At 72.1% G+C, this 25,219-nt stretch carries 21 protein-coding genes; 12 read left to right on the top strand and 9 right to left on the bottom strand.

What is annotated here, in order from left to right; genetic code table 11:
• Positions 1-55: 55 nt before the first annotated feature.
• On the bottom strand, positions 56-1,273 hold the full coding sequence (locus ACIQI8_RS33505; RefSeq protein WP_402358844.1) for a thiolase C-terminal domain-containing protein: 1,218 nt from the start codon (positions 1,271-1,273) through the stop codon (positions 56-58).
• Positions 1,274-1,350: 77 nt separating this feature from the next.
• Between ACIQI8_RS33505 and ACIQI8_RS33500 the strand changes: the two genes are divergently transcribed.
• Positions 1,351-2,538 (top strand): acyl-CoA dehydrogenase family protein, encoded by a 1,188-nt coding sequence (locus ACIQI8_RS33500; protein WP_402358841.1) that lies wholly within the window; start codon positions 1,351-1,353, stop codon positions 2,536-2,538.
• Positions 2,535-3,026: a nitroreductase/quinone reductase family protein gene (locus ACIQI8_RS33495; RefSeq protein WP_402358838.1), complete on the top strand. Its 492-nt coding sequence runs from the start codon at positions 2,535-2,537 to the stop codon at positions 3,024-3,026. The genes ACIQI8_RS33500 and ACIQI8_RS33495 overlap by 4 nt, the downstream gene beginning before the upstream one ends.
• 81 nt (positions 3,027-3,107) lie before the next feature.
• Here ACIQI8_RS33495 and ACIQI8_RS33490 read toward each other — a convergent pair whose 3' ends face one another.
• A complete protein-coding gene (locus ACIQI8_RS33490; protein ID WP_402359714.1) occupies positions 3,108-3,743 on the bottom strand; it encodes a TetR family transcriptional regulator in 636 nt (211 codons plus the stop codon).
• Between the two features lie 134 nt (positions 3,744-3,877).
• On the opposite strand from ACIQI8_RS33490, the gene ACIQI8_RS33485 reads away from it, so the two are divergent.
• Together ACIQI8_RS33485 and ACIQI8_RS33480 are read left to right on the top strand one after the other, a co-directional pair.
• On the top strand, positions 3,878-4,609 hold the full coding sequence (locus tag ACIQI8_RS33485; protein WP_402358835.1) for a VOC family protein: 732 nt from the start codon (positions 3,878-3,880) through the stop codon (positions 4,607-4,609).
• Between the two features lie 234 nt (positions 4,610-4,843).
• Positions 4,844-7,189, top strand: a complete 2,346-nt coding sequence (locus ACIQI8_RS33480) for a PQQ-binding-like beta-propeller repeat protein (protein ID WP_402358832.1) — start codon at positions 4,844-4,846, stop codon at positions 7,187-7,189.
• Positions 7,190-7,263: 74 nt separating this feature from the next.
• Here the strand turns inward: ACIQI8_RS33480 and ACIQI8_RS33475 are convergent, their stop codons facing one another.
• The 3 genes from ACIQI8_RS33475 to ACIQI8_RS33465 are packed head-to-tail and all read right to left on the bottom strand — an operon-like array spanning position 7,264 to position 9,605.
• Positions 7,264-8,037: an enoyl-CoA hydratase/isomerase family protein gene (locus tag ACIQI8_RS33475; RefSeq protein WP_402358829.1), complete on the bottom strand. Its 774-nt coding sequence runs from the start codon at positions 8,035-8,037 to the stop codon at positions 7,264-7,266.
• Positions 8,034-8,450 (bottom strand): Zn-ribbon domain-containing OB-fold protein, encoded by a 417-nt coding sequence (locus tag ACIQI8_RS33470; protein WP_402358827.1) that lies wholly within the window; start codon positions 8,448-8,450, stop codon positions 8,034-8,036. The genes ACIQI8_RS33475 and ACIQI8_RS33470 overlap by 4 nt, the downstream gene beginning before the upstream one ends.
• 3 nt (positions 8,451-8,453) lie before the next feature.
• Positions 8,454-9,605, bottom strand: coding sequence for a lipid-transfer protein (locus ACIQI8_RS33465; protein WP_402358824.1), 1,152 nt, complete (start codon positions 9,603-9,605; stop codon positions 8,454-8,456).
• 118 nt (positions 9,606-9,723) lie between these two features.
• Between ACIQI8_RS33465 and ACIQI8_RS33460 the strand changes: the two genes are divergently transcribed.
• On the top strand, positions 9,724-11,292 hold the full coding sequence (locus ACIQI8_RS33460; protein WP_402358821.1) for a FadD3 family acyl-CoA ligase: 1,569 nt from the start codon (positions 9,724-9,726) through the stop codon (positions 11,290-11,292).
• Positions 11,293-11,392: 100 nt separating this feature from the next.
• Here the strand turns inward: ACIQI8_RS33460 and ACIQI8_RS33455 are convergent, their stop codons facing one another.
• Together ACIQI8_RS33455 and ACIQI8_RS33450 are read right to left on the bottom strand one after the other, a co-directional pair.
• On the bottom strand, positions 11,393-11,599 hold the full coding sequence (locus tag ACIQI8_RS33455) for a hypothetical protein (RefSeq protein ID WP_402358818.1): 207 nt from the start codon (positions 11,597-11,599) through the stop codon (positions 11,393-11,395).
• A gap of 192 nt (positions 11,600-11,791) precedes the next feature.
• Positions 11,792-14,734 carry a BTAD domain-containing putative transcriptional regulator gene (locus ACIQI8_RS33450; protein WP_402358815.1) on the bottom strand — a complete coding sequence of 981 codons (2,943 nt, stop codon included), beginning with the start codon at positions 14,732-14,734 and terminating at the stop codon, positions 11,792-11,794.
• Positions 14,735-14,943: 209 nt separating this feature from the next.
• On the opposite strand from ACIQI8_RS33450, the gene ACIQI8_RS33445 reads away from it, so the two are divergent.
• The 6 genes from ACIQI8_RS33445 to ACIQI8_RS33420 all read left to right on the top strand — a co-directional run bounded on the left by ACIQI8_RS33445 (position 14,944) and on the right by ACIQI8_RS33420 (position 22,306).
• Positions 14,944-16,179 (top strand): amidohydrolase family protein, encoded by a 1,236-nt coding sequence (locus ACIQI8_RS33445; RefSeq protein WP_402358812.1) that lies wholly within the window; start codon positions 14,944-14,946, stop codon positions 16,177-16,179.
• A complete protein-coding gene (locus ACIQI8_RS33440) occupies positions 16,176-17,099 on the top strand; it encodes an LLM class F420-dependent oxidoreductase (protein ID WP_402358809.1) in 924 nt (307 codons plus the stop codon). The genes ACIQI8_RS33445 and ACIQI8_RS33440 overlap by 4 nt, the downstream gene beginning before the upstream one ends.
• Positions 17,100-17,109: 10 nt before the next feature.
• Positions 17,110-17,880 (top strand): SDR family NAD(P)-dependent oxidoreductase, encoded by a 771-nt coding sequence (locus ACIQI8_RS33435; protein WP_402358806.1) that lies wholly within the window; start codon positions 17,110-17,112, stop codon positions 17,878-17,880.
• Between the two features lie 88 nt (positions 17,881-17,968).
• The gene (locus ACIQI8_RS33430; protein ID WP_402358802.1) at positions 17,969-19,087 is read left to right on the top strand and encodes an LLM class flavin-dependent oxidoreductase; all 1,119 of its coding nucleotides are present in this window, start codon (positions 17,969-17,971) and stop codon (positions 19,085-19,087) included.
• Between the two features lie 13 nt (positions 19,088-19,100).
• On the top strand, positions 19,101-20,831 hold the full coding sequence (locus ACIQI8_RS33425) for an amidohydrolase family protein (protein WP_402358798.1): 1,731 nt from the start codon (positions 19,101-19,103) through the stop codon (positions 20,829-20,831).
• The gene (locus ACIQI8_RS33420) at positions 20,828-22,306 is read left to right on the top strand and encodes an aldehyde dehydrogenase family protein (RefSeq protein WP_402358795.1); all 1,479 of its coding nucleotides are present in this window, start codon (positions 20,828-20,830) and stop codon (positions 22,304-22,306) included. The genes ACIQI8_RS33425 and ACIQI8_RS33420 overlap by 4 nt, the downstream gene beginning before the upstream one ends.
• Positions 22,307-22,339: 33 nt before the next feature.
• Here the strand turns inward: ACIQI8_RS33420 and ACIQI8_RS33415 are convergent, their stop codons facing one another.
• A complete protein-coding gene (locus ACIQI8_RS33415; RefSeq protein WP_402358792.1) occupies positions 22,340-22,732 on the bottom strand; it encodes a nitroreductase/quinone reductase family protein in 393 nt (130 codons plus the stop codon).
• A gap of 118 nt (positions 22,733-22,850) precedes the next feature.
• Between ACIQI8_RS33415 and ACIQI8_RS33410 the strand changes: the two genes are divergently transcribed.
• A complete protein-coding gene (locus ACIQI8_RS33410) occupies positions 22,851-23,699 on the top strand; it encodes an endonuclease/exonuclease/phosphatase family protein (RefSeq protein ID WP_402358789.1) in 849 nt (282 codons plus the stop codon).
• Between the two features lie 9 nt (positions 23,700-23,708).
• Here the strand turns inward: ACIQI8_RS33410 and ACIQI8_RS33405 are convergent, their stop codons facing one another.
• Complete coding sequence (locus tag ACIQI8_RS33405) at positions 23,709-25,151, bottom strand: CehA/McbA family metallohydrolase (protein WP_402359711.1); 1,443 nt, start codon at positions 25,149-25,151, stop codon at positions 23,709-23,711.
• Between the last annotated feature and the right edge of the window lie 68 nt (positions 25,152-25,219).

Genomic DNA, 25,219 nt, shown 5'->3' with positions numbered 1-25,219 from the left:
GTCCCTCACACCGGCTCGTCCCCTCGTCGACCCAACCTGGACCCGCCCGCCGCCCTCACCGCCCCAGCACCACCGTCCCCGCCGAGCAGAACCACCCCCCGGTCCCGCTCGCCACCCCGAGTCGCGCGACCTCCCCGTCCCGCCCCCGCACCTGCCGCGCCCCCGCCTCCCCGCGCAGCTGCCGTACCGCCTCCACCAGCAGGAACAGCCCCCGCATCCCCGGGTGTTGGGCCGAGAGGCCGCCGCCGTCCGTGTTCACCGGCAGCTTCCCGCCCTCCACCCGCAGCCGCCCCTTCTCCACGAACGCCCCGCCCTCTCCCTTCGCGCAGAAGCCGAGGTCCTCCAGCGTCACCAGGGTCATGTAGGTGAAGGCGTCGTAGAGCTGGGCGAAGTCCATCTCCGCCGCGGTGACCCCGGCCCGCTCGAAGGCAAGGCGGCCGCTCACCGCCGCCGGCGACACCGTGAAGTCGGGCCACTCGGACATCGCGGCGTGCGAGACGTGCTCCCCGGTGCCGAGCACCCACACGGGCGCGGTACGGCAGTCCCGTACGTACTCCTCGGCCGCCAGCAGCACCGCCGCGCCGCCGTCGGAGCGGATGCAGCAGTGCAGCTTGGTGAAGGGGTCGGCGATCATCGGGCCGGAGAGGACGTCGTCCACGGTGACCGGGTCGCGGAACATCGCCTCGGGGTTGAGCGCCGCGTTGGCCCGGGCCTGCACCGCCACCTCCGCCAACTGCTCGATCGTCGTACCGAATTCGATCATGTGGCGGCGGGCCGCCATCGCGTACTTGGCGATCAGCGTGTGGCCGTAGGGGACCTCGAACTGGAGCGGGCCGCGCGCGCCGAAGGAGAGGTTGCCGGTGCGGCGGCCCGCCTTGATGTCCGCGCGGGCCGTGGAGCCGTAGACCAGGAGGACGGCGTTCGCGTGGCCCGCCGCGATCGCGTCCGCCGCGTGGGCCGCCATGACCTCCCACGTCGAGCCGCCGACCGCCGTCGAGTCGACCCAGGTGGGGCGCAGGCCCAGGTACTCGGCCACCTCGACCGGCGGGAGCGTGCCCAGGCCCGCCGAGGCGAAGCCGTCGACGTGCCGGCGTTCCAGGCCCGCGTCCGCCAGCGCGCGCCGGGCCGCCTGGGCGTGCAGCGCGTACGGGGTCGCCTCGTCGACCCGGCCGCAGTCGGACAGGGCCACGCCGACCACGGCGACCTTCCGGCTCCCCCCTGTCCCGACCGGTGTCACGGCTGAAGTGCCGACCGATGTCCCGACCGGTGTCATGAGGTGCCCGCCTTCCTCTGTGCATATCGTTCCCGGACTCCTAATATGACGGACCGTCAGATACGGAGGGAAGTGCCATGGACGCGAGCTTCACCGCCGAACAGGACGAGATCCGCCGTACCCTGCGCGAACTCCTCGACAAGCGGTGCGGCTACGAGGAGTTGCGGGCCGCCGTCGACCTGCCCCGCGGGCACGACCCCGCCCTGTGGACCGCGCTCGCCCGGCAACTCGGCCTGCCCGGCCTCGCCCTGCCCGAGGCCTACGGCGGTGTCGGCTGCTCGGCCACCGAACTCGCCCTCGCCTGCGAGGAGACGGGCCGGGCCCTTGCCCCCTCGCCGCTGCTGGCGACCGCCGTGCTCGCCGCGCCCCTCGTCCTCGCTCTCGGCACCGATGCCCAGCGTGCCGACCTGCTGCCCCGCCTCGCCGCCGGCGACCTCACCGCCGCCCTCGCCGTCCCCGGCACCGCCCTGGCCGCCGCCCTCGCCCTGACCGGCGACAACGGCGGTGAGTGGGCCGGCGGCGGACGGGCGGGCGGGGTGCAGGCGCGGCGGGTGGGGGACGGCTGGCGGTTGTACGGGCAGGCCGACCAGGTGCTGGACGGGCACAGCGCGCGCTTGTTGCTGGTCGCCGCGCACACCGGGGGGTTCGCCCGGTCCCGGACGCTGTTCTTCCTGGTGGAGGGGGAGGCGGACGGGGTGGTGCGGGCGCGGCAGACCACCCTGGACGCCACCCGGCCCCAGGCCCGCGTCCAACTGAGGGATGTGGACGCCGAGTTGCTGGGGGAGGGGGACGGGCTCGACGTGCTCCCCGCGCTCTCCTCCGTCGGTGACCGGGCCGCCGCCGCGCTGGCCTGTGAGGCGGTGGGGGCGGCCGACCGGGCGTTGGAGCGGACCGTCGAGTACGTGAAGCAGCGCGAGCAGTTCGGGCGGGCCATCGGGTCCTTCCAGGCCGTCAAGCACCGGCTGGCCGATGTGTACGTGCAGGTCCAGGCGGCTCGTTCGGCCGCCTACTACGCGGCCTGGGCGACCGTGCACGGGGAGCGGGTGGGCGGGGTCGCGCTCGCGCAGGCCCTGGAGGCGCTGCGGGACTCGGCCGCCGAGGGGATCCAGCTGCACGGGGGCATCGGGTTCACCTGGGAGCACGAGGCGCATCTGTACTTCAAGCGGGCCTGTGGCGACGAGTTGCTGTTCGGTCCCGCGCACCGGCTGCGGGCGCACGCGGCGGACGCGGCGCGGCTCTTCGAGGGACGGGAGGTGGCGGTGTGATCGGCGTCCGGGTGGTGCAGAAGGTGTCGTCGACGCGGGGGTTCGCGAAGGTCGCCCCGCATGTGATCCCCGCCCTCGACCGGGCCGTGCACCGGCTGACGCGGGGGAGAGTGCTGCTCAGCGCGCAGATGCTGCCGGGGGTGATTCTCACGGTGACCGGTGCCAGGAGCGGACGGGTCCGGCGCACTCCACTGGCCTGCATGCCGGAGGAGGGGGCGGAGGGGAAGGCGCGCACCTGGATCCTCATCGGCTCCAACTTCGGCCGCACGGGTCATCCCGCCTGGACCGCCAACCTCCTCGCCCACCCCGATGCCGAGATCAGCTGGAAGGGCACGGACATCCCGGTCACGGCCCGCTTGCTGGAGGGGGAGGAACGGGCGGAGGTCTGGAAGAAGCTGCTCGTGTTCTGGCCGCCGTACGCGACCTATCAGAAACGCGTCGACCGGGAGATCCGGGTCTTCAGGATCGTCGGGACTTCAGAATCGTAGGGAATGACGCGGCAGGCGGTGGTCCACCGGGGTGAACCACCGCCTGTCAGACAGGACTTGAGCCGGAGTACTGGTCGAGTACTACTTGGTCGGCTTCTTGCCGGTCACGCCGAGGTGCACCAACAGCGCCAGGTTCGGCTTGAGTTCGGCCTGCTTGACGCCCCAGGTCTGGAAGCCCTTCTGGTGCGAGGCCACGGCGGCGAGCATCGCCACGATCGAACCGGCCATCGCGGCAGGGCTGACGTCCTTGTCGACCTTGCCCTTGGCCTGCAGCTCCGTGACCGCGTCCGCGAGGGAGTTGTTCACCGAGTTGAGGATCTTCATGCGGAGTTTGTAGAAGCGCTTGTCGCCCTCGGCCGCACCGAGGTCGACGACGCGCAGGATCGCGTCGTTCCTTCGCCAGAACTCCAGGAAACCGTCCACGAGTTCCTGCGAGGTGGCCCATCCGGCCTTGCCGACCCACGACCGGCCGTCGAGCAGCGCCGTCAACTGGCTGCCCTCCGTGGCCATTTGCTCGGCGATCTCCAGGACGGCACCTTCGACGTCCGGGAAGTACTGGTAGAAGGTCGCGGGTGAAGTACCCGCCTTCCGGGCGACATCGATGACTTTGACGTCCCGGTAGGGGGAAGAGCTGAGCATCTCGCTAAGGCAGTCGAGCAGCTTCTGCCGGGTCGCCTGCCCACGCCGGCCGGCCACGCGGCCGTCGACGGTACGCACTTGTCCTGTCATGCCGTCAGCTTACCGAGGGGTGATCGGAGCGCGATTCGGCCGACTGCAAATGGGGTGCACGGGTGCTCAGAGGCGGGTGTGCCTGGTCTGCGGGGTGCGTGAGTCGCCGTTAGCTTGGCGGTATGGCCGAAAACAGGGCATCCGCGTACGGAGAGGGCGTCCCCTGCTGGGTGGACGCGCAGCTGCCGGACGTCGAGGCGGGCAAGCGGTTCTACGGTGGGCTCTTCGGGTGGACCTTCGAAGCGGCGTACGGGGGGTCGGTGTGGGCCCGCCAGGACGGGGAGCCCGTCGCCGCGCTCGCGCGCAAGACGGACGGGCGGATGCCCACCGTCTGGACGGTGTACTTCGCCACCCCGGACGCGGAGGCCCTGGCCGACCGGGTCTGGGCGGCCGGCGGCCAGGTCGTCACCGCGCCCCTGCCGGTCGCCGAGCTGGGCACGACGGCGCTGGTCACGGACCCGGAGGGGGCCGTGTTCGGGCTGTGGGAACCGGCCGGGCACCCCGGCTTCGGGCGCCGCCACGAGCCGGGCACCTTCGCCTGGGCCGAGCTGTACGCCCGGGACACCGAGGCCGCTAACGACTTCTACGGCGGGCTCTTCCACGACGCCCTGTTCGGTCCCGACGCCGAGCCCGACTTCGGCCGCGCGGCCGTCTCCGACGTCTTCCCGGCCGAGATGCCGCCGCATTTCCTGGTCCACTTCGCCGTCGAGGACTGCGCCGCCGTGATCGAGGTCGTGCGGCGGCTGGGCGGTCGGGTGCAGGCTCCGCCATTCGAGACGTCGTACGGAAAAGTGGCGGTCGTCACGGACAATCAAGGGGCGTCGTTCGCTGTCCTGGAGCGGGTCCAGGGGTAGTCGGGGGTCGATCGGGGCGGTATCGGCACGGAATCGGGGTGACGTCCGGGGCGGATCGGTGCTGGATCATGCCGTTTTGGCGCGAGACATCCCGATATGTTCCCGGGTTCGCAACCTGTGGCCCGGACAGGAAGAATCAGGGTGCGTGCCGCCAGGGCGGTGCGGTGGTGAGACGCTGCACGGGGTCGCGTACATATGTGGGTGGCGCGGCCCGTACGGGGAGGTGGCAGGCAAGTGGTGGATCAGCTGACGCAGCACGATCCGCGGCGGATCGGTCCGTTCGAGGTGCTGGGACGGCTGGGTGCGGGCGGCATGGGGCTGGTCTATCTCGCGCGCTCGGCGTCCGGCCGGCGTGTGGCGATCAAGACGGTCCGCACGGAGCTCGCCGAGGACCAGCTCTTCCGCGTCCGCTTCACGCGTGAGGTGGAGGCGGCCCGGGCGGTCTCCGGCTTCTACACGGCGGCCGTGGTCGACGCCGATCCCCGCGCGGCCGTGCCCTGGCTGGCCACCGCGTACGTGCCCGCGCCCTCGCTCGAGGAGATAGTGAACGAGTGCGGACCCATGCCGGCCCAGGCGGTGCGCTGGCTCGCGGCGGGGGTCGCGGAGGCGCTGCAGTCCATCCACGGCGCCGGGCTCGTGCACCGGGACCTGAAACCCTCCAACGTCCTCGTCGTCGAGGACGGCCCCCGGGTGATCGACTTCGGTATCGCCTCCGGTGTGTCCAACACGCGTCTGACGATGACGAACGTGGCGGTGGGCACGCCCGCCTACATGTCTCCCGAGCAGGCGAAGGACTCCCGCAGCGTCACCGGCGCGAGTGACGTCTTCTCGCTCGGCTCGATGCTGGTCTTCGCCGCCACCGGGCATCCGCCCTTCCACGGGGCCAACCCCGTCGAGACGGTCTTCATGCTGCTGCGCGAGGGCCCGGACCTGGAGGGCCTGCCCGCCGAGCTGCGCCCGCTGATCGAGTCCTGCATGCAGATGGAGGCGACCGGCCGGCCCAACCCCGCCGACCTCCAGTCCCAGCTCGCCCCGCACCTCTTCGGCTCCGGCTCCGACGACAGCGGCACCGCCTCCGCCTGGCTGCCCGAGCGGGCGGTCAGTCTGATCGAGGCCCGCCGCAACGGACGCCCGCCGGCCAAGCCGGGCCCCGGCGGTCCCGGCGGCGGCCGCAGCGGTGGACGCGGCGCCCTGCCGCCCCCGCCCCCGCACGATCCGGTGATCCCGGCCCCGGTCGGCGCCCCCGACACCGGCCCGGTCCGGCTGGCCGGCGCCCAGGTGCCCATCGGCCCCGGGCCCCGCGTCTCCGACGTCCGCGCCGCCGCCGTACAGGCCCCGCGCCCCGAGACCGCCCTGGCCGCCTCCTGGGCCAAGGCCCGACCCGGCGTCAACGGCGCGGACCCCGGCCTGGGCGTGCCCGCCCCGCCGCCCCTGCCCGCGGAGAGCGCCGGCGGCTGGCGCCCCTGGCGATTCCGCATGTCGAACGACGTCTGGGGCACGCCCGCCGTCTCCGACACGCTCGTCTACGTCACCTCCTTCGAGGTGCACGCCCTGGACGTGGCCACCGGCCGGCGCAGTTTCAAGACGCGGGACGTGGCCTGGTCGATGGCGGTCGCCGACGGCCGCATCCACGCTTCCGACGGGCCCACGCTGTACGCCCTGGAGGCCCGCGAGGGCGGGGATCTGTGGCGGCTGTCCCTGGACGCCTGGGTGTACTCCCTCAAGGCCGACCGGGGCACGGTCGTCACCGGCACCCGCGGCGGCGGCGTCCAGGCCTGGGAGGCCTCGAACGGTCAGAAACTCTGGGAGCTCAACGGCTGTCAGACGGACTTCGAGTCCCCGGAGGCCGGGCCCGCCGTCCACGAGGGCACGGTGTTCGTCTGGCAGGACGCCCGGCTGCGCGCGCTGGACGCCCGCACGGGTGACGAGCGCTGGTCCTACCCGATCGGCGACGCGGCCTCCTGCGGCGGGGTCCCGGTCCGGCTGACGTACGCGCCCGACGGCTTCGTGTACGCCAGTGCCGGCACCCGCGTGCTGGCCATCGACGTGGCGAGCGGCCGGGTGAAGTGGCACTTCGAGGCCCCCGCAGCCTTCCTGTGCGCGCCCACCTTCGCGCCGGGCCCGGCCGTCACCGGCGGTGGCATCTACCTCGCCGACTACCTCGGCACGGTCTACGCCCTCGACGCCACCGACGGCCGCGACCGCTGGCGCATCGCCACCGAGTCCCGGGCCTCCATCGAGCCGGTGCTGGTGGCCGCGGGCCATGTCCACGTGGGGTCCGGCAAGGGCCTCTACACCCTGGACGCGGTCACCGGGACACCCAAATGGCGGTTCCAGGCGGGCGGCGACATCGTGGGCGCCCCGGCGGTCGCCGAGGGGCGGATCCACTTCGGCTCCACCGACCACCTCCTCTACACCCTCAAGGCCGACGACGGCCGCCTGCGCTGGAAACTCGCCACCGGCGGCGAGATCACCGGCTCCCCGGTGGTCAAGGACGGTGTGGTGTACGCGTGCAGCAAGGACCGCTGCGTGTACGCGCTGGACGCGGAGAAGGGCACGGGGACGGCGCGGACGTCGTAGCGGACGTCAGCGGATCCATGGCGGGGGTCGGTGCCGGGGGTCAGCGGATCCATGGCGGGGGTCAGTGCCGGGGGTCAGCGGATACGGAACTCCCGCCCCCGGTGCGCGAACAGCTCCGCCTGGCGTTCCCCCGGCAGATTCCCCAGCGAGACCAGGTGCGGTGCCTGCGCGAACCCGGCGGCGACCGCACTCTCCCGCGCCGCCCACAGCGCCCGCACGGTCCCCTGGACGCCCTCGGGCGGATACCCGGCGAGCACGGTCGCGCATGCCGTCGCCGCCGCCAACGCCCCACCGGGCTCGGTGAGTTCGGAGACCAGACCGATGTCGTACGCCCGTTGCGCCCCGATCCGCTCGGCGGTCCCCATCAGCATCATCCGCGCGACCTCCCCGTACGGCATCCGCTGTGCCATCAGCACCGACTCGTACGCGCTGACCATGCCGTACGTGGTGTGCGGATCGAAGAAGCAGGCGCTGGGCTCGGCGATCAGGAACTCCGACTCCCCGAGCAGATAGAACGCGCCCCCGCACGCCATGCCCCGCACGGCGGCGACGACCGGCTTCCACAGGTCGTTGGCCTTGGGGCCGACGCGCAGCAGCGGATCGTCCGCCATGTACGGGGAGTTGGGCTGGGGGACGTCCGCGTCGCGGTCGAGCCCGGTGCAGAAGGCACGGTCCCCGCTCCCGGTGAGCACGACCGCCCGCACCGAGTCGTCGAACCGCAACTCCCGCCAGACCTCCTGGAGTTCGTCCCGCATCGCCAGATCGATGGCGTTGAGCCGCTCCGGCCGGTCGAGGGTGACGACGGCGACCCCGGTGTCCTTGTCGGCGCTGACCCGCACAGTGCTCATGCCCGCTCCAGAACCCACTGCGGCAACCCGGAACCGTCGAAGACGACCTGCACTTTCGCCCCGATCCGGATCCGCTCCGGCGGTACCGAGTCCAGCCGCGCCCCCGCCTCCGCGACCAGATTGCCGACCAGCCGGATCCGTGGGTGCTCGGCGAGTTCGACGACGATCACGTTGTACGGGGCCTGCTCGGCGTAGTCCGGCAGGAGCGGGGGGTGGGGGACGACGTAGGACCAGACGCGGCCGTGGCCCGAGACCCGGCGCCACTCGCTCGCGAAGGAGTGGCAGTGCGGGCAGCAGGGGCGCGGCGGGAAGCGGGGTTCGGCGCACTCGGCGCAGGTCTGGACGCGGAGTTCGCCCTGGGCCGCGTACTGCCAGAAGGGGGCGCCGTCGGCGTCGGTGACCGGAGTCAGCATGGATCAGCTCCTGTTGGTGAGCAGCAGCGCGGAGGTCGGGACGCCCTCGCCGGCGGTGACGAGACAGGTCGCGGCGCCCGGGACCTGGGCGGTACTGGTGCCGCGGAGCTGCTTGACGCCCTCGTTGATGAGGTTGAAGCCGTGCACATAGGCCTCGCTGAGACCGCCGCCGCCGGTGTTGAGCGGCAGCCGGCCGCCGATCTCCAGGGCGCCCTGCTCGGTGAACGCGCCGCCCTCGCCGCGCCCGCAGAAGCCGTAGCCCTCCAGGGAGAGCGGGACCAGCGCGCTGAACGCGTCGTAGATCTGGGCCACATCGACGTCCTGGGGCGTGAAGTCGGCGTGCTTCCACAGGTGTCGGGCGGCGGCCCAGGCGGGTCCGGTCAGCGGGTCGTCGTTCCAGTAGTTGACCATGCCGTGGTGCTGGGCGGGCAGGCCCTGGGCGGCGGAGTGGACGAGGACGGGCCGCTGCCGGCAGTCCCGCGCCCGGTCGGCACTGACGACCACGCAGGCCAACGCCCCGTCGGTCTCAAGGCAGTTGTCGAAGAGGCAGAGGGGCTCGCTGATCCAGCGGGAGGTCATGTACATCTCGCGGGTCAGCGGGCGCTCGTACATGATCGCGGCCGGGTTCTGGTTGGCGCGGTTGCGGCAGGCGAGGGCGACGTTGAAGAGGTGGTCGCGGGTGGCGCCGTACTCGTGGAGGTAGCGGCGGGTGAGCATGGCGATCTCGTCGGCGGGGCGGAGCAGGCCGAAGGGGCGGGTCCACTGGCCCGGGGTGGGGAGTTGGCGGGTCGTGTTGCTCCACGGCCGGGGCCCGCTGCCGCGTTTGCGGGAGCGCCAGGCGACGCCGACCGTGGCCTGGCCGGTGGCTATCGCACCGGCGAGATGCGCGACCGTGGCGCACGAACCGCCGCCGCCGAAGCCGACCTTGCTGAAGAAGGTGAGGTCGCCGAAGCCGACGGCCTTCGCCAGTTCGACCTCGTCGGTCTCCTCCATCGTGTACGAGGCGAGAGCGTCCACCTCGCCGGGGTCGATGCCGGCGTCGTCGAGCGCGGCGAGCACGGCCCGGCAGGCCAGGGTCCGTTCGTCGTCCGCGAGGTGTTTCGCGAACGGGGTCTGGCCGATGCCGACGATCGCCGTGGCGTCCTTGATGGTCACGCTGCACGCACCTCCGCACCTTGTGAGGCCTGCTGACAGCCCGTCAGGCTACAGCTAATCTGACGGGTAGTCAGCTAATGCGTCGGACGTTGGAAGTTCAGGTGCGGGGAGGCCGATTGTGGAGTGGCGCAGCATCCCGGAGCTGGTCCGTGCGGCGGCGGAGCGGTACGCGGACACCGAGGCGGTGGTGGACGGGCGGACCCGCGTCTCGTACGCCGAGCTGGGCGCGCGGGTGGAGCGGGCCGCGGCGGCCTGTGTGGCGAACGGTGTGACGCCGGGGGACCGGGTCGGCATCTGGGCGCCCAACTCCCTTGACTGGATGGTCGCGGCGCTGGGCGCGGTCTCGGCCGGTGGGGTGCTGGTCCCGCTCAACACCCGCTTCAAGGGCACGGAGGCGACGGACGTGCTGCGCCGCAGCGGGACGCGGCTGCTGTTCGTCACCGGCACCTTCCTCGGGACCTCGTACGTGGCGGCGCTGCGGCGGGCGGCGGGGGAGGGCGTGGGGGACGGGCCGTTGCCGGGGCTGCCTGCCCTTGAGCAGGTGGTGGTGCTCTCGGACGACGCTCCGGCCGACTTCCGTTCCTGGAAGGACTTCCTGGCGAGCGGGGACAAGGTGCCGGAGGCCGAAGTCACCGCCCGGGCCTCGGCGTTGGACGGCTCGGCGCCGTCGGACATCGTCTTCACGTCCGGCACCACGGGCCGCCCCAAGGGCGCGGTGATCACCCACGGGCAGACGCTGCGGGGCTACGAGATCTGGAGCGAGCTGGCGGGCCTGCGGCACGGCGACCGCTACCTGATCGTGAACCCGTTCTTCCACACCTTCGGCTACAAGGCGGGGGTGATCGCCTGCCTCATGCGCGGCGCGACGATGATCCCGCAGCCGGTCTTCGACATCGACACGGTGCTGGCGAACATCGCGGCGGAGCGGGTGTCGGTCCTGCCCGGCCCGCCCACGCTGCACCAGTCGTTGCTGGACCACCCGGCCCGCGACACCCACGACCTCTCGGCCCTGCGCCTGGTGGTGACCGGCGCGGCCGTCGTCCCCCTCCGCCTGGTGGAACGCCTGCGCGGCGAACTCGGCGTGGGCACCGTCCTCACCGCCTACGGCCTGTCCGAGGCGAGCGGCATCGTCACCATGTGCCGCCGCGGCGATCCGCCCGAGGTGATCGCCTCGACCTCGGGCCGCGCGATCCCCGGCACGGAGGTGAGGGTCGACGCGCTCCCCGGACAGCCCGGCGAGATCCTGGTCCGCGGCTTCAACGTCATGCGCGGCTACTACGAGGACGAGGCGGCGACCGCGGAGGCGGTGACGCCGGACGGCTGGCTGCGCACGGGCGATGTCGGCGTCCTGGACGGCGCGGGCAACCTCCGTATCACCGACCGGATCAAGGACATGTTCATCGTCGGCGGCTTCAACGCCTACCCGGCGGAGATAGAGCAACTCCTCGGCCTGCACCCGGACGTGGCCGACGCGGCGGTGATCGGCACCCCGGACGCACGGCTCGGCGAGGTCGGCAAGGCGTACGTGGTGCGGCGCGCGGGGGCGGTCACCACGGGCGAGGACCTGATCGCGTGGGCGCGGCGGGAGATGGCGAACTACAAGGTGCCGCGGTCGGTGGAGTTCGTGGCGGGGCTGCCGCGGAACGCGAGCGGGAAGGTGCTCAAGCGGGAGCTGCGGGCACGCTAGCCGGGCCCTGTGGACCGGCGCCGGACATGGCTCGGCCGCGGTGGCTCCCCCTCGGTGCCACCGCGGCCGGGTCCCCCGTCGGGACCTCGCGTGTACTGGGTCAGACGGTCTCGTCCGAGGCGTGGTTGTCCAGGAGACGGGCTTCCTCGCTGGAGGCGTGGTTGTCCAGCGTGGTCACCTGCCCCGGGGTCTGGGCCGTGGCCTGCGGCGCCTTGTCCTTCGCGGCCGTGATGAGGTTCTCCTCCACCAGGGAGGCGTGGTTGTCGAGTGGCTTGACGACGTCGTCGTTCTGCTCGGGCTGGGTCATGATCATCAACTCCTGCGAGACGGTGCACGAAATCTGAGCGGCCCGCCCGACTGCTCCCCCGGGGGCTGTCGGACGGGCCGTCGCGGGCCGTTCACCCTAATGGGGCGCCCTCATCGAGATCCGTCTGCCCCCCGACGCGACGGATCGACTGAGGCAAGACTGGCGCGCGGCGATAAACGAACGATGAACGCACTATGCGGCGGCCTTCGACGACAGCAGCGCGCGGACCTCGACGGCCTCGGCCGAGCCCAACTGCTCGTAGATGCTGAGGGCTTCCTGCCAGCAGGCCTGGGCGCGGTCGGACTGGCCGAGCCGGGCCAGGGCCCTGCCCAGCACGGTGAGGACCGTCCCGCGCCGCCACTCGCCGCCGATCCCGCGCAGCGCGATCGCCTGTTCCGCGTGGCTCGCGGCGAGGGTGGGCTGCTGGGCCGCGAGGTGCATCTCGGCGATCCGGAAGTGGGTGACGCCCTCCCACAGCGGCTGGCGGTGCTCGTGGAACAACGCCAGTGCCTCGGTGAGCTGGTGGAGCGCCTCGGGCAGGCGCATGGCCTCGGTCAGCGCGATGCCCAGGGCGTAACGGCCGTTGGCCAGGCGCAGGGTGAGGCCCATCCGGTCGTAGATGTCGATGCCCTGCTGGGCGAGTTCGATGGCGCTCGCCGTGCGGCCCATGGCGAGCCGGATCCGGGAGAGGTTGCACAGCGCGCTGGCCTCGCCGACATCGCTGCCGTCCGCCCGGAAGTTGTCGATCGCCAGCTGCAGATAGCGCTCGCCGTCGGCGTGCCGGTTCTCGTAGAGGGCGATGATGCCCCGGTCGTTGGGGGCCCAGCAGCTCGGCAGCGGGTCGTTCGCGTCGGCCGCCAGGGCCATGGCGAGCTGGGCCTCCTCGTCGGCCTCCTTGAAGCGGCCCGCGATGAGGTGGACGGTCGTCAGCACCGTGCGGGCGCGGCCCTCCGCGTGGGCGTTGCCGACCTCGTGGGCGGCGTCCCGGACGGTCAGCGCGGCCAGTTCGTACACGCGGGCGTTGGCGCCCGACTCGGCGAGATCCTTGGTGGCCCACAGGAGGTCGACGGCCCGCCGCAGACTCCGGTCGTGGGCGGACTGCCGTACGCAGGCCATCAGGCAGTTGGCCTCGGAGTAGAGCCAGTCCTGCGCGGCGCGGGCGGAGTCGAAGGTGAGACCCGGATAGGCGGTCCGCTCCAGGTGGTGCACCAGGCGGTCGCCGGGCCGCTCGATCGCGTAGACGCCCGCGGCGGTCGCGAGATAGAAGTCCAGCAGCCGGGACATGGCCGCCTCCCGCTCCGCGGGCGGCAACTCGTCCCGCTCCGCGCAAGAACGCGCGTAGAGCCGTACGAGGTCGTGGTAGCGGTAGCGGCCCGGCGCCGCCGACTCCACCAGGGAGGTGTCGACGAGGGACTCCAGCAGGTCCTCCGTCGCCTCCACCGGAAGATCCAGTACGGCCGCGGCGGCGGCCAGCGAGATGTCCGGGCCGTCGGCCAGGCCCAGCAGGCGGAAGGCACGGGCCTGGGCCGGTTCCAGCTGGCCGTAGCCGAGTTCGAAGGTCGCCTTCACCGCCAGGTCACCGGCCTGGAGTTCGTCGAGCCGGCGCCGCTCGTCCGCCAGCTTGGCCGCCAGCACCGACACGGTCCAGGTCCGGCGCGCCGCCAGCCGGGAGGCCGCGATACGCAGGGCCAGCGGCAGGAACCCGCAGGCCGCGACCACGTCCAGGGCCGCCTCCCGCTCCGCGGCCACCCGTTCCTCGCCCACGATCTTCGTGAACAGCGACAGCGCCTCGTCCGGCGACATCACGTCCAGGTCGACGAGATGCGCCCCGGCGAGATCGACCATCCGCACCCGGGCCGTGACCAGCGCCGCGCAGCCCGCGGTGCCCGGCAGCAGCGGACGGACCTGCGCCGCGTCCCGCGCGTTGTCCAGCAGCACCAGCACCCGGCGCCCGTCCAGGACGGACCGGTACAGCGCCGAGCGCTCCTCCAGGGTGGCCGGTATCGCCGAGTCCTGTGTGCCCAGGGCGCGCAGGAAGGAGCCGAGGACCGTCTCCGGTTCAGCGGGCCTGGGCCCGGCGCCCTGGAGGTCGACGTAGAGCTGTCCGTCCGGGAAGGCGGCCCGCGCCTCGTGGGCCACGTGCACGGCGAGGGTCGTCTTGCCGACACCGCCGATGCCCGCGAGCGCCGACACCGCCATGACCCGGCCCTCCGCCGAGGCGAGGACCTGGCCGAGTTCGGCGACGAAGGCCGAGCGGCCGGTGAAGTCCGGGACCGTGGCGGGCAGTTGCGCGGGGCGGACCGAGGCGGTGGCGGGCTCCGGCTGCGGCGCCGAGGGCTCCGCGAGGCCCGGGTCGGCCTGGAGGATCCGGTGCTGGAGCTCGCGCAGGCCGGGGCGCGGGTCGACGCCGAGTTCCTCGGCCAGTAGGCGGCGCGTGTCCGCGTACACCGCGAGGGCCTCCGCCTGGCGGCCGCTGCGGTACAGAGCCAGCATCAGCAGCTCGCGCAGCCGCTCCCGCAGCGGGTGCGCCGCGGTCAGCGCGGTCAACTCCGAGACCGCCTCCGCGTGGCAGCCCTGCTCCAGGTCCATGTCCAGCCGCGTCTCCGTCAGTTGCAGCCGCCACTCCTCCAACCGGACCCGCTGCGCCTCCGCGTACGGCCCCGGCACCCCCGCCAGCGCCTCCCCGTCCCACAGCGCAAGGGCCCGCCCCAGCACCTCCCGGGCATGGCACAGGTCGCCGGCGTTCTTCGCCTTCTCCGCCTCGGCCGCCAACTCCTGTGCCACCGCCAGGTCCAGCGCGCCCTCGTCAAGGCCGCGCACCGCGTACCCGCCGGACTCGCTGACCAGGACCCCGGCGCCCAGCACCTTCCGCAGCCGGGAGGCGTACGTGCGCAGCGCGGCCAGCGCCTGCGACGGCGGCTCCTCGCCCCACAGGGCGTCGATCAGCTCGGCCGCGGTCGCCATCCGGCCCTCGCGCAGCAACAGGGCCGCCAGCAGAGCGCGTTGCTGCGGGGAGCCGGTGCTCAGCTGCTCCTCGCCGCGCCGGGCGCGCACCGGACCGAGCACCCCGAAGGCCAGCGCCTCCGGGCCGGCGACAGCGCGGCGCCTCTGCTCCGGTACTCGCGGTACGTCCATGGCCGTCCCCCTAGAGCCTGTCTTCAACCCCGTCAGTTTGCCTTGTTCATGGCGGATGCGTCAGCTGTGGAGGGCACGGTCACAGCCGGCCGCGCGGGATATCACAAAGCCCTCACACGCTCCGTGCACGCATCCGCGCGGAGCGGAGCGTCAAGAAGCCGCCATCCGCATAGCTGACGACCCGTCAGATCGGCGCTACCGTGGCCGCCATGGACACCCACGACACCGCCCAGGCCGAGTTCCCCCTGATCATCTCCGTGGACGACCACACCGTGGAGCCCGCGGACGTCTGGCAGGACCGCCTCCCGAAGAAGTACCTCGACACCGGACCGCGCATAGTCCGCGCCCCGCTGAAGGAAATGACCTTCCTCGGCGGCCGGTTCGCCCCCGTCATGGGCGAGCCGGGGGACGACGGCCCCATCGGCGACTGGTGGGTCTACGAGGACCTGCACCGCCCCCTGACCCGCCTCGACACCGCAGTCGGCTACAGCAGGGACGAGATCAAGCTGGAGGTCATCACCTACGAGCAGATGCGCCCCGGCTCCTTCGACGTGCCCCAGCGTCTGACCGACATGGACGTCAACCACGTCCAGTCCGCGGTCTGTTTCCCGACCTTCCCGCGTTTTTGCGGCCAGACCTTCACCGAGGCCGCCGACCGTGAACTGGGCCTGCTCTGCGTCCAGGCCTACAACGACTGGATGGTGGAGGAGTGGTGCGGCCCCGCCGCGCAGGGCCGTCTCATCCCGCTCACCCTGATCCCGCTCTGGGACCCCGAGCTGGCCGCCGCCGAGGTCCGCCGCAACGCGGCCCGCGGAGTGCGTGCCGTCGCCTTCTCCGAGATACCCCCGCACCTGGGCCTGCCCTCCGTCCACACCGACGACTGGGACCCCTTCCTCGCCGCCTGCGACGAGACCGGCACGGTCGTCTCCATGCACATCGGCTCCAGCAGCCGGATGCCCTCCACCTCCAAGGACGCGCCGCCCGCGGTCGGTTCGACGATCACCTTCGCCAACTGCTGCTTCTCGATGGTCGACTGGCTGATGAGCGGCAAGTTCGAGCGCTTCCCGAACCTCAAGGTCATGTACGCGGAGGGCCAGATCGGCTGGATCCCGTACATCCTGGAGCGCGCCGACGTGGTCTGGGAGGAGAACCGCGCCTGGGGCGGGGTCGCCGACAAGGTCCACCGCCCGCCGTCCGAGCTGTTCGCCGAGCATGTCTACGGCTGCTTCTTCGACGACGCCTTCGGCCTGAAGAACCTCGACTCCATCGGCGTCGCCAACGTCCTGTACGAGACCGACTACCCCCACTCCGACTCGACCTGGCCCAAGTCCCGCGAGGTCGGCGAGGCCCAGATGGGGCACCTCGCCCCGGACGTGGTGGAACGCATCGTGCGCGGCAACGCCATCGACCTGCTCGGCCTGACCCCCGAGGGACTGTGGCGGTGAGCGCCCCGGCGTACGGCATCCAACTCCCGGTCCAGTCCCAGAGCACGATCTACGCCGAGCCGTGGGAGGCCGCGGCCGGCGTGGCCGACCTCGTCGAGGTCGCCCGCGCCGCCGACCGCGCGGGCTTCGCCTACATCGCGGGCTGCGACCACGTCGGCGTCCCGCGCCGCCTGGCCGCCGCGATGGGCACGACCTGGTACGACCCCGTGGCGACCCTCTCCTTCCTGGCCGGGGTGACCGAGCGGGTACGGCTGCTGAGCCACGTGGCCGTGGTCGGCCTGCGCCACCCGCTCGCGACCGCCAAGCAGTACGCCACCCTCGACCACCTCAGCGGCGGCCGGCTGATCCTCGGGGTCGGCGCCGGGCATGTCCGGGAGGAGTTCGAGGCGCTGGGCGTCGACTTCGACCGGCGCGGACCGGTCCTCGACGAGTGCGTGGACGCCCTGCGCGAGGCGCTCGGCCCGGACGAGTTCCCCGAACACCACGGCAAGCTCTACGACTTCGAGGGCCTGGGCCAGCGCCCCCGCCCCGCCCAGCCACACGTCCCCCTCTGGGTCGGCGGCTCCTCACCCGCCGCCGTCCGCCGCGCCGCGCTCAAGGGCGACGGCTGGCTGCCCCAGGGCGACCCGCGCGACCGCCTGCCCGCCCAGTTCGCCCGCATCCGGGAACTGCGCGAACGGGCGGGTATCGAGGGCCCGTTCACGATGGGCGCGATCACCGAACCGCTCTACGTCGGCACCCCCGCCTGGGACGTCGGCCGCCGCACGCTCACCGGCCCGCCGGACGCACTCGCCGAGTCCCTGCGGGCGTACGGGGAGATGGGCGTGCACCAGATCCAGGTCCGCTTCCGCTGCCGCGACCGCGCCGAACTCGTCGATCAGATGGCGGCGTTCGGTGCGGAGACGGCACCTCTTCTCTAAGGAGACCGTGATGGGCAAGCTGGACGGACGTGTCGTCATCGTCACCGGTGCGGCGCGCGGACAGGGCGAGCAGGAGGCCCGCCTCTTCAGAGCGGAGGGCGCCGAGGTCGTGCTCGCCGACGTCCTGGACGAGCAGGGCGAGGCTCTGGCCGAGGAGATCGGCGGACGGTACGTCCATCTCGACGTGGGTGACGAGGAGGCCTGGCGCTCGGCGGTGACCGTCGCCAAGGAGGCGCACGGCCGCATAGACGGCCTCGTCAACAACGCGGGCATCCTGCGCTTCAACTCCCTCGTCGACACGCCCCTCGACGAGTTCATGCAGGTCGTGCGGGTCAACCAGGTCGGCTGCTTCCTCGGCATCAAGTCCGTCGCGCCGGCGATGGAGGACGGCGGCACGATCGTCAACACGGCCTCGTACACGGCCCTGACCGGCATGGCGGCCGTCGGCACGTACGCCGCCACCAAGCACGCCATCCTCGGGCTCACCCGCGTCGCCGCCCTCGAACTGGCCCACCGGCACATCCGGGTCAACGCCATGTGTCCGGGCGCCATCGACACGGCCATGTCCAACCCGGCCCAGCTGGACCCGGCCGCGGACGCCGAGGGGATGTCCAGGGCCCTCGACGAGCTGTACCGCAAGCTCGTGCCGCTCGGCCGGATCGGGCGCCCCGAGGAAGTGGCGCGCCTCGCCCTCTTCCTCACCTCCGACGACTCCTCGTACGTGACCGGGCAGCCGTTCGTGATCGACGGGGGCTGGCTGGCCGGGGTCAGCATCATCTGACGGCCCGTCACCTATTGACGAATCTGACGACACGTCAGAAAGTCGAAGCACTCACTGGCGACACCAGGACTTGGGACGGTGAACCTCCTTGGAATTCGGGCTCTTTGTACAGGGATATGTGGGCAAGCGCGCCGAGACCGATCCGCTCGCCGAGCACAAGGCGCTGATGGAGGAGACCGAGTACGTCATCCAGGCGGACAAGTCCGGCTTCAAGTACGCCTGGGCGTCCGAGCACCACTTCCTGGAGGAGTACTCGCACCTCTCCGCCAACGACGTCTTCCTCGGCTACCTCGCCCACGCGACCGACCGCATCCACCTCGGCTCGGGCATCTTCAACCCGCTGGCCCAGGTCAACCACCCGGTGAAGGTGGCCGAGAAGGTCGCCATGCTCGACCATCTCACCGAGAACCGCTTCGAGTTCGGCTCCGGCCGCGGCGCCGGCTCGCACGAGATCCTCGGCTTCATACCGGGTGTGACCGACATGAACTACACCAAGGAGATCTGGGAGGAGACGATCGCCGAGTTCCCCAAGATGTGGCTCCAGGACGAGTACGTCGGCTTCCAGGGCAAGCACTGGCAGCTGCCGCCGCGCAAGATCCTGCCGAAGCCGTACGGGAAGTCGCACCCGGCGATGTGGTACGCGGCGGGCTCCCCTCCGTCGTACGCCATGGCCGCGCGCAAGGGGCTCGGCGTGCTCGGCTTCAGCATCCAGAAGGTCTCCGACATGGAGTGGGTGCTGGAGCAGTACAAGACGGCGGTCGTGAACGCGGAGCCGATCGGTGACTTCGTCAACGACAACGTGATGGTGACGACGACGGCGATCTGCGCGCCGACGCACGCCGAGGCGATCGAGGTCGCCGTGAACGGCGGGCTGCACTATCTGCCCTCGCTGGTGTTCCGGTACCACGACACGTTCCCCCGTCCCGAGGGGTTCCCGGTGTGGCCGGAGACCCTCCCGGAGTACAACGCGGAGTTCGTGGAGCTGCTGATCGAGGAGGAGCTGCTGATCTGCGGGGATCCCGACGAGGTGACGCGGCAGTGCAAGCGGTGGGAGCAGGCCGGGGCGGATCAGCTGAGCTTCGGGCTGCCGGTGGGGGTGCCGAAGGAGGAGACGCTGCGGACGATCCGGTTGATCGGGGAGCACGTGATTCCGAAGATCGACACGGATCCGATTCATCGGACTTCGCGGTTCCGTCAGTCCGTGTAAGGGGGATCCGGCCATGCTCGATTACGTCATCAAAGGTGCCACTGTCGTGGACGGCACCGGTGCGCCCGCCCGTACCGCCGACGTCGGCATTCGGGACGGCCGGATCGCCGTCGTCGGTACGGTCACCGAAGAATCCCGGACCGTCGAGGACGCCTCCGGGCTGGTCCTCGCGCCCGGGTTCGTCGACCCCCACACCCACTACGACGCCCAGCTGTTCTGGGACCCGTACGCCACCCCCTCCCTCAATCACGGGGTGACGACGGTCGCGGCCGGGAACTGCGGGTTCACCCTCGCGCCGCTCAATCCCTCCCGGCCCGCCGATGCCGAATACACCCGGCGGATGATGTCCAAGGTCGAGGGGATGTCGCTGGTGGCCCTGGAGGAGGGGGCGCCCTGGAGCTGGAGTTCCTTCGGGGAGTACCTCGACGCCCTTGAGGGGCGGATCGCGGTCAACGCCGGTTTCATGGTGGGCCATTGTGCGTTGCGCCGGCATGTGATGGGGCCTGAGGCCGTCGGCGGGCAGCCGTCCGACGAGCAACTGGCGGAGATCGTCGGGCTGTTGCACGCGGCCATGGACGCCGGGGCCTGGGGTTTCTCCACCACCCAGTCCTCGACCCACTCCGACGGGGACGGACAGCCGGTCGCCTCGCGGCACGCGAAGCCCGCCGAACTGCTCGCCCTCTCCAAGGCCGTCGGAGAACACGAGGGGACGCAGATCGAGGCGATCGTGGCCGGGTGTCTCGACCAGTTCAGCGATGCCGAGATCGAGTTGTTCGCGGAGATGAGCGCGGCGGCCGGGCGGCCCCTGAACTGGAACGTGCTGACCATCGACGCCTCCGTCCCCGAGCGGGTGCCCCGGCAGTTGTTCGCGAGCGAGCGGGCACGGAAGGCCGGGGGCCGGGTGGTCGCGCTGACCATGCCGATCCTCACGCCGATGAACATGTCGCTGGGGACCTTCTGCGCGCTGAACCTGATACCCGGATGGGGCCCGATCCTGGGCCTCCCCGTGCCGGAGCGGATCGAACGGCTGCGGGACGCGGACGTGCGGGCGGAGATGCTGCGCCACGCCTCGTCCAAGGAGGCGGGCGTCTTCCGGCGGCTCGCGAACTTCGGGCGGTACGTCATCGGCGACACCTACAGCGAGGCGAACGAGGGCCTGACCGGACGGGTCGTCCAGGACATCGCGGTCGAGCGCGGGCAGGACCCCTTCCACACGCTGGTCGAGATCTGCGCCGCCGACGAGTTGCGTACGGTCCTGTGGCCCATGCCGACCGACAACGACCCGGCGTCCTGGGCGCTGCGCGCCGAGACCTGGCAGCACGAGGACGTCATGCTCGGCGGCTCCGACGCGGGCGCGCATCTGGACCGCATGTGCGGGGCGCCGTACACCACGCGGTTCATCGGCGACTGCCTGCGCGGACGGAAGCTGGTGGGGCTGGAACAGGCGGTGAAGATGCTGACCGACGATCCGGCGCGGCTGTTCGGACTGCGGGAGCGCGGACGGGTGGCGGAGGGCTTCCATGCGGACCTGGTGCTCTTCGACCCGGAGCGGATCGACGCCGGCAAGGCCACCCTGGTGCACGACCTGCCGGGTGACAGCCCGCGCCTGGACGCCAAGGCGATCGGGATACGGGCCGTGTGGGTCAACGGGGTCGAGGCGATCCGGGACGACGTGGTGAGCGGCTCTGTGCCGGGGAAGGTGCTGCGCTCGGGGCGGGACACCAGGACGGTGAGCACCAGGTGAGCCAGGTGACTCCGGCGGGTCAAGTACCCGACGGGCAGCGGCTGTTCGTCGGCGGTGCCTGGGTGGAACCGGACGGCGGGCACTACGAGGTCGTCGATCCGGCGACCGAGGAGACCGTCGGCTGGGCGCCGGAGGCCTCGCGGGATCAGGTGCACGCGGCCTGCGCCGCGGCCCGCGAGGCCTTCGGGCCGTGGTCGCGGACCTCACCGCAGGAACGGGCCGCGGTGCTCGGGAGGGCCGCGGACATCATCGCGAGCCGGTTCGTGCCGTACGCCGAACTGGCCCGGGCCGAGACCGGCGCCACGACGGGGACGGCGCGTGCGATGCAGGTCGGGGTGGGCGTCGCCCGCTTCCGGCGGTACGCGCGCGTGGAGAGTGCCGAATGGGCGATCCCGCCGCAGATCAACGAGGCCGGGCCGATGGGGAAGGCCGGCGTCATGGGCGCGCTCGCCGTACGCCAGCCGGTCGGTGTGGTCACCTGCATCACCTCGTACAACAACCCGTGGGCCAACCCCGCGGGCAAGGTCGCGCCCGCCCTGGCCATGGGCAACACGGTGGTCGTGAAGCCCGCCCCCCAGGACCCGCTCTCGGTCTACCGCATGGCCGAGGCGCTGGAGGCGGCCGGGGCGCCGCCGGGTGTGGTGAACGTCGTCTCCGGCGGCTCGGTCGGGGTCGGCGAGGCGGCCGTCTCCTCACCCGACGTCGACATGGTCAGCTTCACCGGCTCCACGGCGGTCGGGCAGCGCATCGCCGAGGCGTGCGGCCGGGACATGAAACGCCAGTTGATGGAGCTGGGCGGCAAGGGTGCGGCGGTCGTCCTGGACGACGCGGACATCGGCTCGGCGGTGGCCGGCATCGGCACGACCTTCTCCTTCTACAGCGGCCAGATCTGCACGGCGCCGACGCGCGTGCTGGCCCAGCGGGGCGTGTACGGCCGCCTGGTCGAGCAACTGGCCCTGTACGCGGGCCGATTGAAGGTAGGGGACCCCAGGGAACCCGACACGGTCGTCGGCCCGGTGATCTCGGCCGCCCACCGCGACCGCGTCGAGTCGTACGTCGAACTCGGCCGCAAGGAAGGCGCGGTGGTGCTGGCGGGCGGCGAACGCCCGCCCCTGGAACGCGGCTTCTACGTCCCCCCGACCCTCCTCGCCGAATGCACCAACGACATGCGGGTCGCCCGCGAGGAGATCTTCGGCCCGGTGGTCGTCGTCATCCCCTTCGACGACGAGGAGGAGGGCATCGCCCTCGCCAACGACACCGACTACGGCCTCATCGACTACGTCTGGTCCTCCGACGTCGCCAAGGCCTTCCGCGTCGCCCGCCGCCTCCGCGCCGGCGGCGTCGGCATCAACACCGTCGGCCGCAACATGGAGGCCCCGTTCGGCGGCTTCAAGAGAAGCGGGGTGGGCCGGGACGTCGGCTCGTACGCCCTGCACGCGTACAGCGAGGTACAGGCGATCGTCTGGCCCGGGTGAGAATCGGCCGGCCCGGGTGAGAGAAGGGGTACTTCACCGCTCCAGATCCACCCGCACGGTCAGCAACCCCGCCCCGATCGCCCGCACCGACGTGCTGTTCATCCGTGGCAGCGTGCGCAGGCGTGCCGTGGTGTCGTCCTCCGGCATCAGGTGGGCCGTACCCGTGTGCCAGCGCCCCCGGATCCGCACCCGCACCCTCGGGTCGGCCTTGATGTTGCGGATGTAGTGGGAGCGTTCGCCGAATTCGGAGACCAGCCAGAAGGTGTCGCCGATGCGGCGGCCGCCCACGGGGGTCGGGCGGGGCAGGCCGGAGGTGCGGCCCGTGGTCTCCAGGACCGTCTGGAGGGGCAGGCGGCGCATGATGGGGTTGAGGCGGCGTTGGAAGGAGCGGGCCTTCCGGTACTTGTTCTCGGCGTTGCTGGACATGGCCGCTGAGACTCCTGTCTCGTGTCGTCTCTTTGCCGTCCGATTCCCGGCGGACGCCGGTGGCAGCGGCTTCAATGGTCCCAGCGTCGGTGGACAGGCAGGCGAAGGGGTGTCGGCGATGCGTGTGATGACCTGGAACCTGTGGTGGCGGTTCGGCCCCTGGGCGGAGCGGCAGAAGGCGATCCTGGCCGTGCTGCGGGAGACCGACGCGGATGTCGTCGGACTGCAGGAGGTGTGGGCCGCCGACGGCGAGAACCTCGCCGAGTGGCTGGCCGGCGAACTGGGCCTGCACTGGACCTGGGCCCCCTCACCCGCCTCCGACCGCTGGCAGCGCCGGATCGGCCGGCCGGGTGTCGAGGTCGGCAACGCGGTACTGAGCCGCTGGCCCGTCGTCGAGCAGGACGTACTGCGCCTGCCCGCCCCCGAGGAGGCCGACGACGGCCGGCTCGCCCTCTACGCGCGCGTGGCCGCCCCCGGCCACCCGCTGCCCTTCTTCACCGTCCACCTGACCTCGCAGCTCCACCTCTCCGCCGTGCGCTGCGAGCAGGTCGCCGCCCTCGCCGGGTTCGTCGCCGCCCACCGCTCCGGCACCGACTTCCCGCCCGTTGTCACCGGCGACTTCAACGCCTGGCCGGACTCGGACGAGATCCGCCTCTTCTGCGGGACACGCACCGCCCCCGTCGTCCCCGGCCAGGTCTTCTTCGACGCCTGGAGTTACGCCGATCCGGCCGCCCCCGCCACCACCTGGGACACCGCCAACCCGTACGTCCACCCGGGCCTGGGCCCCAGCACCCGCGTCGACTACGTCCACGTAGGCGGTCCGGCAGGCCCCGGCGGGATCGGCACCGTGCGAGGCGTGCGGCGGACCGGGCACGGTCCGGTCGACGGTGTCTGGCCCTCCGACCACGCGGCAGTCGTCGCCGACCTCCAGTCGGTCAGCGACGACCCGGAAACATCGGGTTCCTGAACACCGCCCTCACGGACGCCCCAGGAACACCGGATTCGTGAACGCCGCCATCACCCCGGGCAACGGCCCGACCGCCGTCTCGTGCCGCAGTTCGGCCCGTACGTAGGCCGCGTGCGCGGCGGTCGTACGCCACTCCACCGTGCCGGAGCCGGAGACCGGCAGCGGGCCACCGGTGAACAGCACGCCCTGGTCGGTCACGAAGCGGACCGTGCGGCGCGGGGCACCCTCGGCCGTCAGGCGCACGGTGACCGGGGTGTCGGGGTCGGTCTCCAGCCGCTCGCCGATGCCCGCGCCCCGGTCGTGGGTGAAGGCGCCGAAGTCCACCGTCACGGACCGCGACTCGGCGACGTACGACCGCCCCGCCCGCAGCCCCGCCAGGATCGCCTCCCGGCTCAGTTCCTCGGCGTGGACGACCGTCTGCGGCAGCCCGACCACGTCCGGATCGCGGTGCGCGTCACTGTCGCCCATGGCCGGCAGCCAGGGCCGCCCCTCCGCGCCGTCGCGCACGGACGCGACGAGCCCCGCGTCCCACTCCGCCAGCGCCACCTCGTCGTCCGGCGTCCAGGGCCCGTTCCACACCTCGACGGCATCCGCCTCCCCGAACCCGAACTTCCAGGCGCAGCCGACGCAGGGGGCGTGCGGATGGGCCGGCACGACGAGCCCACCGGCCTCGCGGATCCGCCGCGCGAACCGCTCCCAGCGCCGGGCGTCCCGGGCCCGGTAACGCCAGTCGACGAAGGTGCCGGGCTCGATCCCCAGGGCGAGCACGTGTCCGTTCCTGGTCGTCACCTCCTCGCCGAGCAGGATCAACAGGTCCTCGCCCGCCTCGGCGGCCCAATGGGCGTGTGAGGAGGGCGTGTTGTGGTCGGTCGAGGTGATGAAGTCCAGCCCGGCGGCCCGCGCCCGCGCCGCGATCTCGGCCGGGGTGCGGCGCCCGTCGGAGTACCAGGAGTGCAGGTGGCAGTCGCCGCGGTACCAGCCAGGACCCCGGCCGCCGACCCGACCGGGCGGATACGCCGGCTCCGGCACCGCGTCCCCGGGCTCCCCGTACGTGAGCGTGACCACGACCTCGTACGACACTCCCTGCGGAGCGACCGTGTACGGCCCCAGCGCGACATGCCAGACACCTGGGCGGAGGGGGCCCGGCAGATAGCCGGGTGTCGCCGCGTCCGCCCGTACGAAGAACTCGCTCCGGGCTCCGCCCGACCACCCCCGGAAGCCCTCCCCGCCCACCTCGGTGCCGCGCTCGTCGAAGAGACCGATGTCGAGGGCGTTGCCGGGGGTGCCGGGCGGGACGGACGGCCGGTCGTAGGTGTACGAGACCCACAACTCCCGTACACCGTCCGGGACTTCGACGGGAACGTAGACATAGTCCGGCGCCCCTGGGGGAAGGGTGCCGCTGAAGGTTCTCGTTTCCTGGTCCCGGTCGGGGGTCACGCGTCCACGGTAAATCCCTGAGTGGTCTTCGTCACCGGCATGGATGAGGCCGACCGGTCGGTATGGACATCTGAGGGCGCGGC

This window comes from Streptomyces sp. NPDC092369 (assembly GCF_044755245.1).
In the GTDB taxonomy this organism is placed as follows: Bacteria; Actinomycetota; Actinomycetes; order Streptomycetales; family Streptomycetaceae; genus Streptomyces.
This window is presented reverse-complemented; position numbering and strand designations above follow the sequence as displayed.

Excerpts from the sequence above, each read along its gene's own strand:
- ACIQI8_RS33445 (WP_402358812.1), top strand. The coding sequence starts at position 14,944 with ATGGACACCCACGACACCGCCCAGGCCGAGTTCCCCCTGATCATCTCC.
- ACIQI8_RS33410 (WP_402358789.1), top strand. The coding sequence starts at position 22,851 with ATGCGTGTGATGACCTGGAACCTGTGGTGGCGGTTCGGCCCCTGGGCG.
- ACIQI8_RS33475 (WP_402358829.1), bottom strand. The coding sequence starts at position 8,037 with ATGAGCACTGTGCGGGTCAGCGCCGACAAGGACACCGGGGTCGCCGTC.
- ACIQI8_RS33415 (WP_402358792.1), bottom strand. The coding sequence starts at position 22,732 with ATGTCCAGCAACGCCGAGAACAAGTACCGGAAGGCCCGCTCCTTCCAA.
- ACIQI8_RS33505 (WP_402358844.1), bottom strand. The coding sequence starts at position 1,273 with ATGACACCGGTCGGGACATCGGTCGGCACTTCAGCCGTGACACCGGTC.
- ACIQI8_RS33450 (WP_402358815.1), bottom strand. The coding sequence starts at position 14,734 with ATGGACGTACCGCGAGTACCGGAGCAGAGGCGCCGCGCTGTCGCCGGC.
- ACIQI8_RS33435 (WP_402358806.1), top strand. The coding sequence starts at position 17,110 with ATGGGCAAGCTGGACGGACGTGTCGTCATCGTCACCGGTGCGGCGCGC.
- ACIQI8_RS33455 (WP_402358818.1), bottom strand. The coding sequence starts at position 11,599 with ATGACCCAGCCCGAGCAGAACGACGACGTCGTCAAGCCACTCGACAAC.
- ACIQI8_RS33470 (WP_402358827.1), bottom strand. The coding sequence starts at position 8,450 with ATGCTGACTCCGGTCACCGACGCCGACGGCGCCCCCTTCTGGCAGTAC.
- ACIQI8_RS33425 (WP_402358798.1), top strand. The coding sequence starts at position 19,101 with ATGCTCGATTACGTCATCAAAGGTGCCACTGTCGTGGACGGCACCGGT.
- ACIQI8_RS33485 (WP_402358835.1), top strand. The coding sequence starts at position 3,878 with ATGGCCGAAAACAGGGCATCCGCGTACGGAGAGGGCGTCCCCTGCTGG.
- ACIQI8_RS33500 (WP_402358841.1), top strand. The coding sequence starts at position 1,351 with ATGGACGCGAGCTTCACCGCCGAACAGGACGAGATCCGCCGTACCCTG.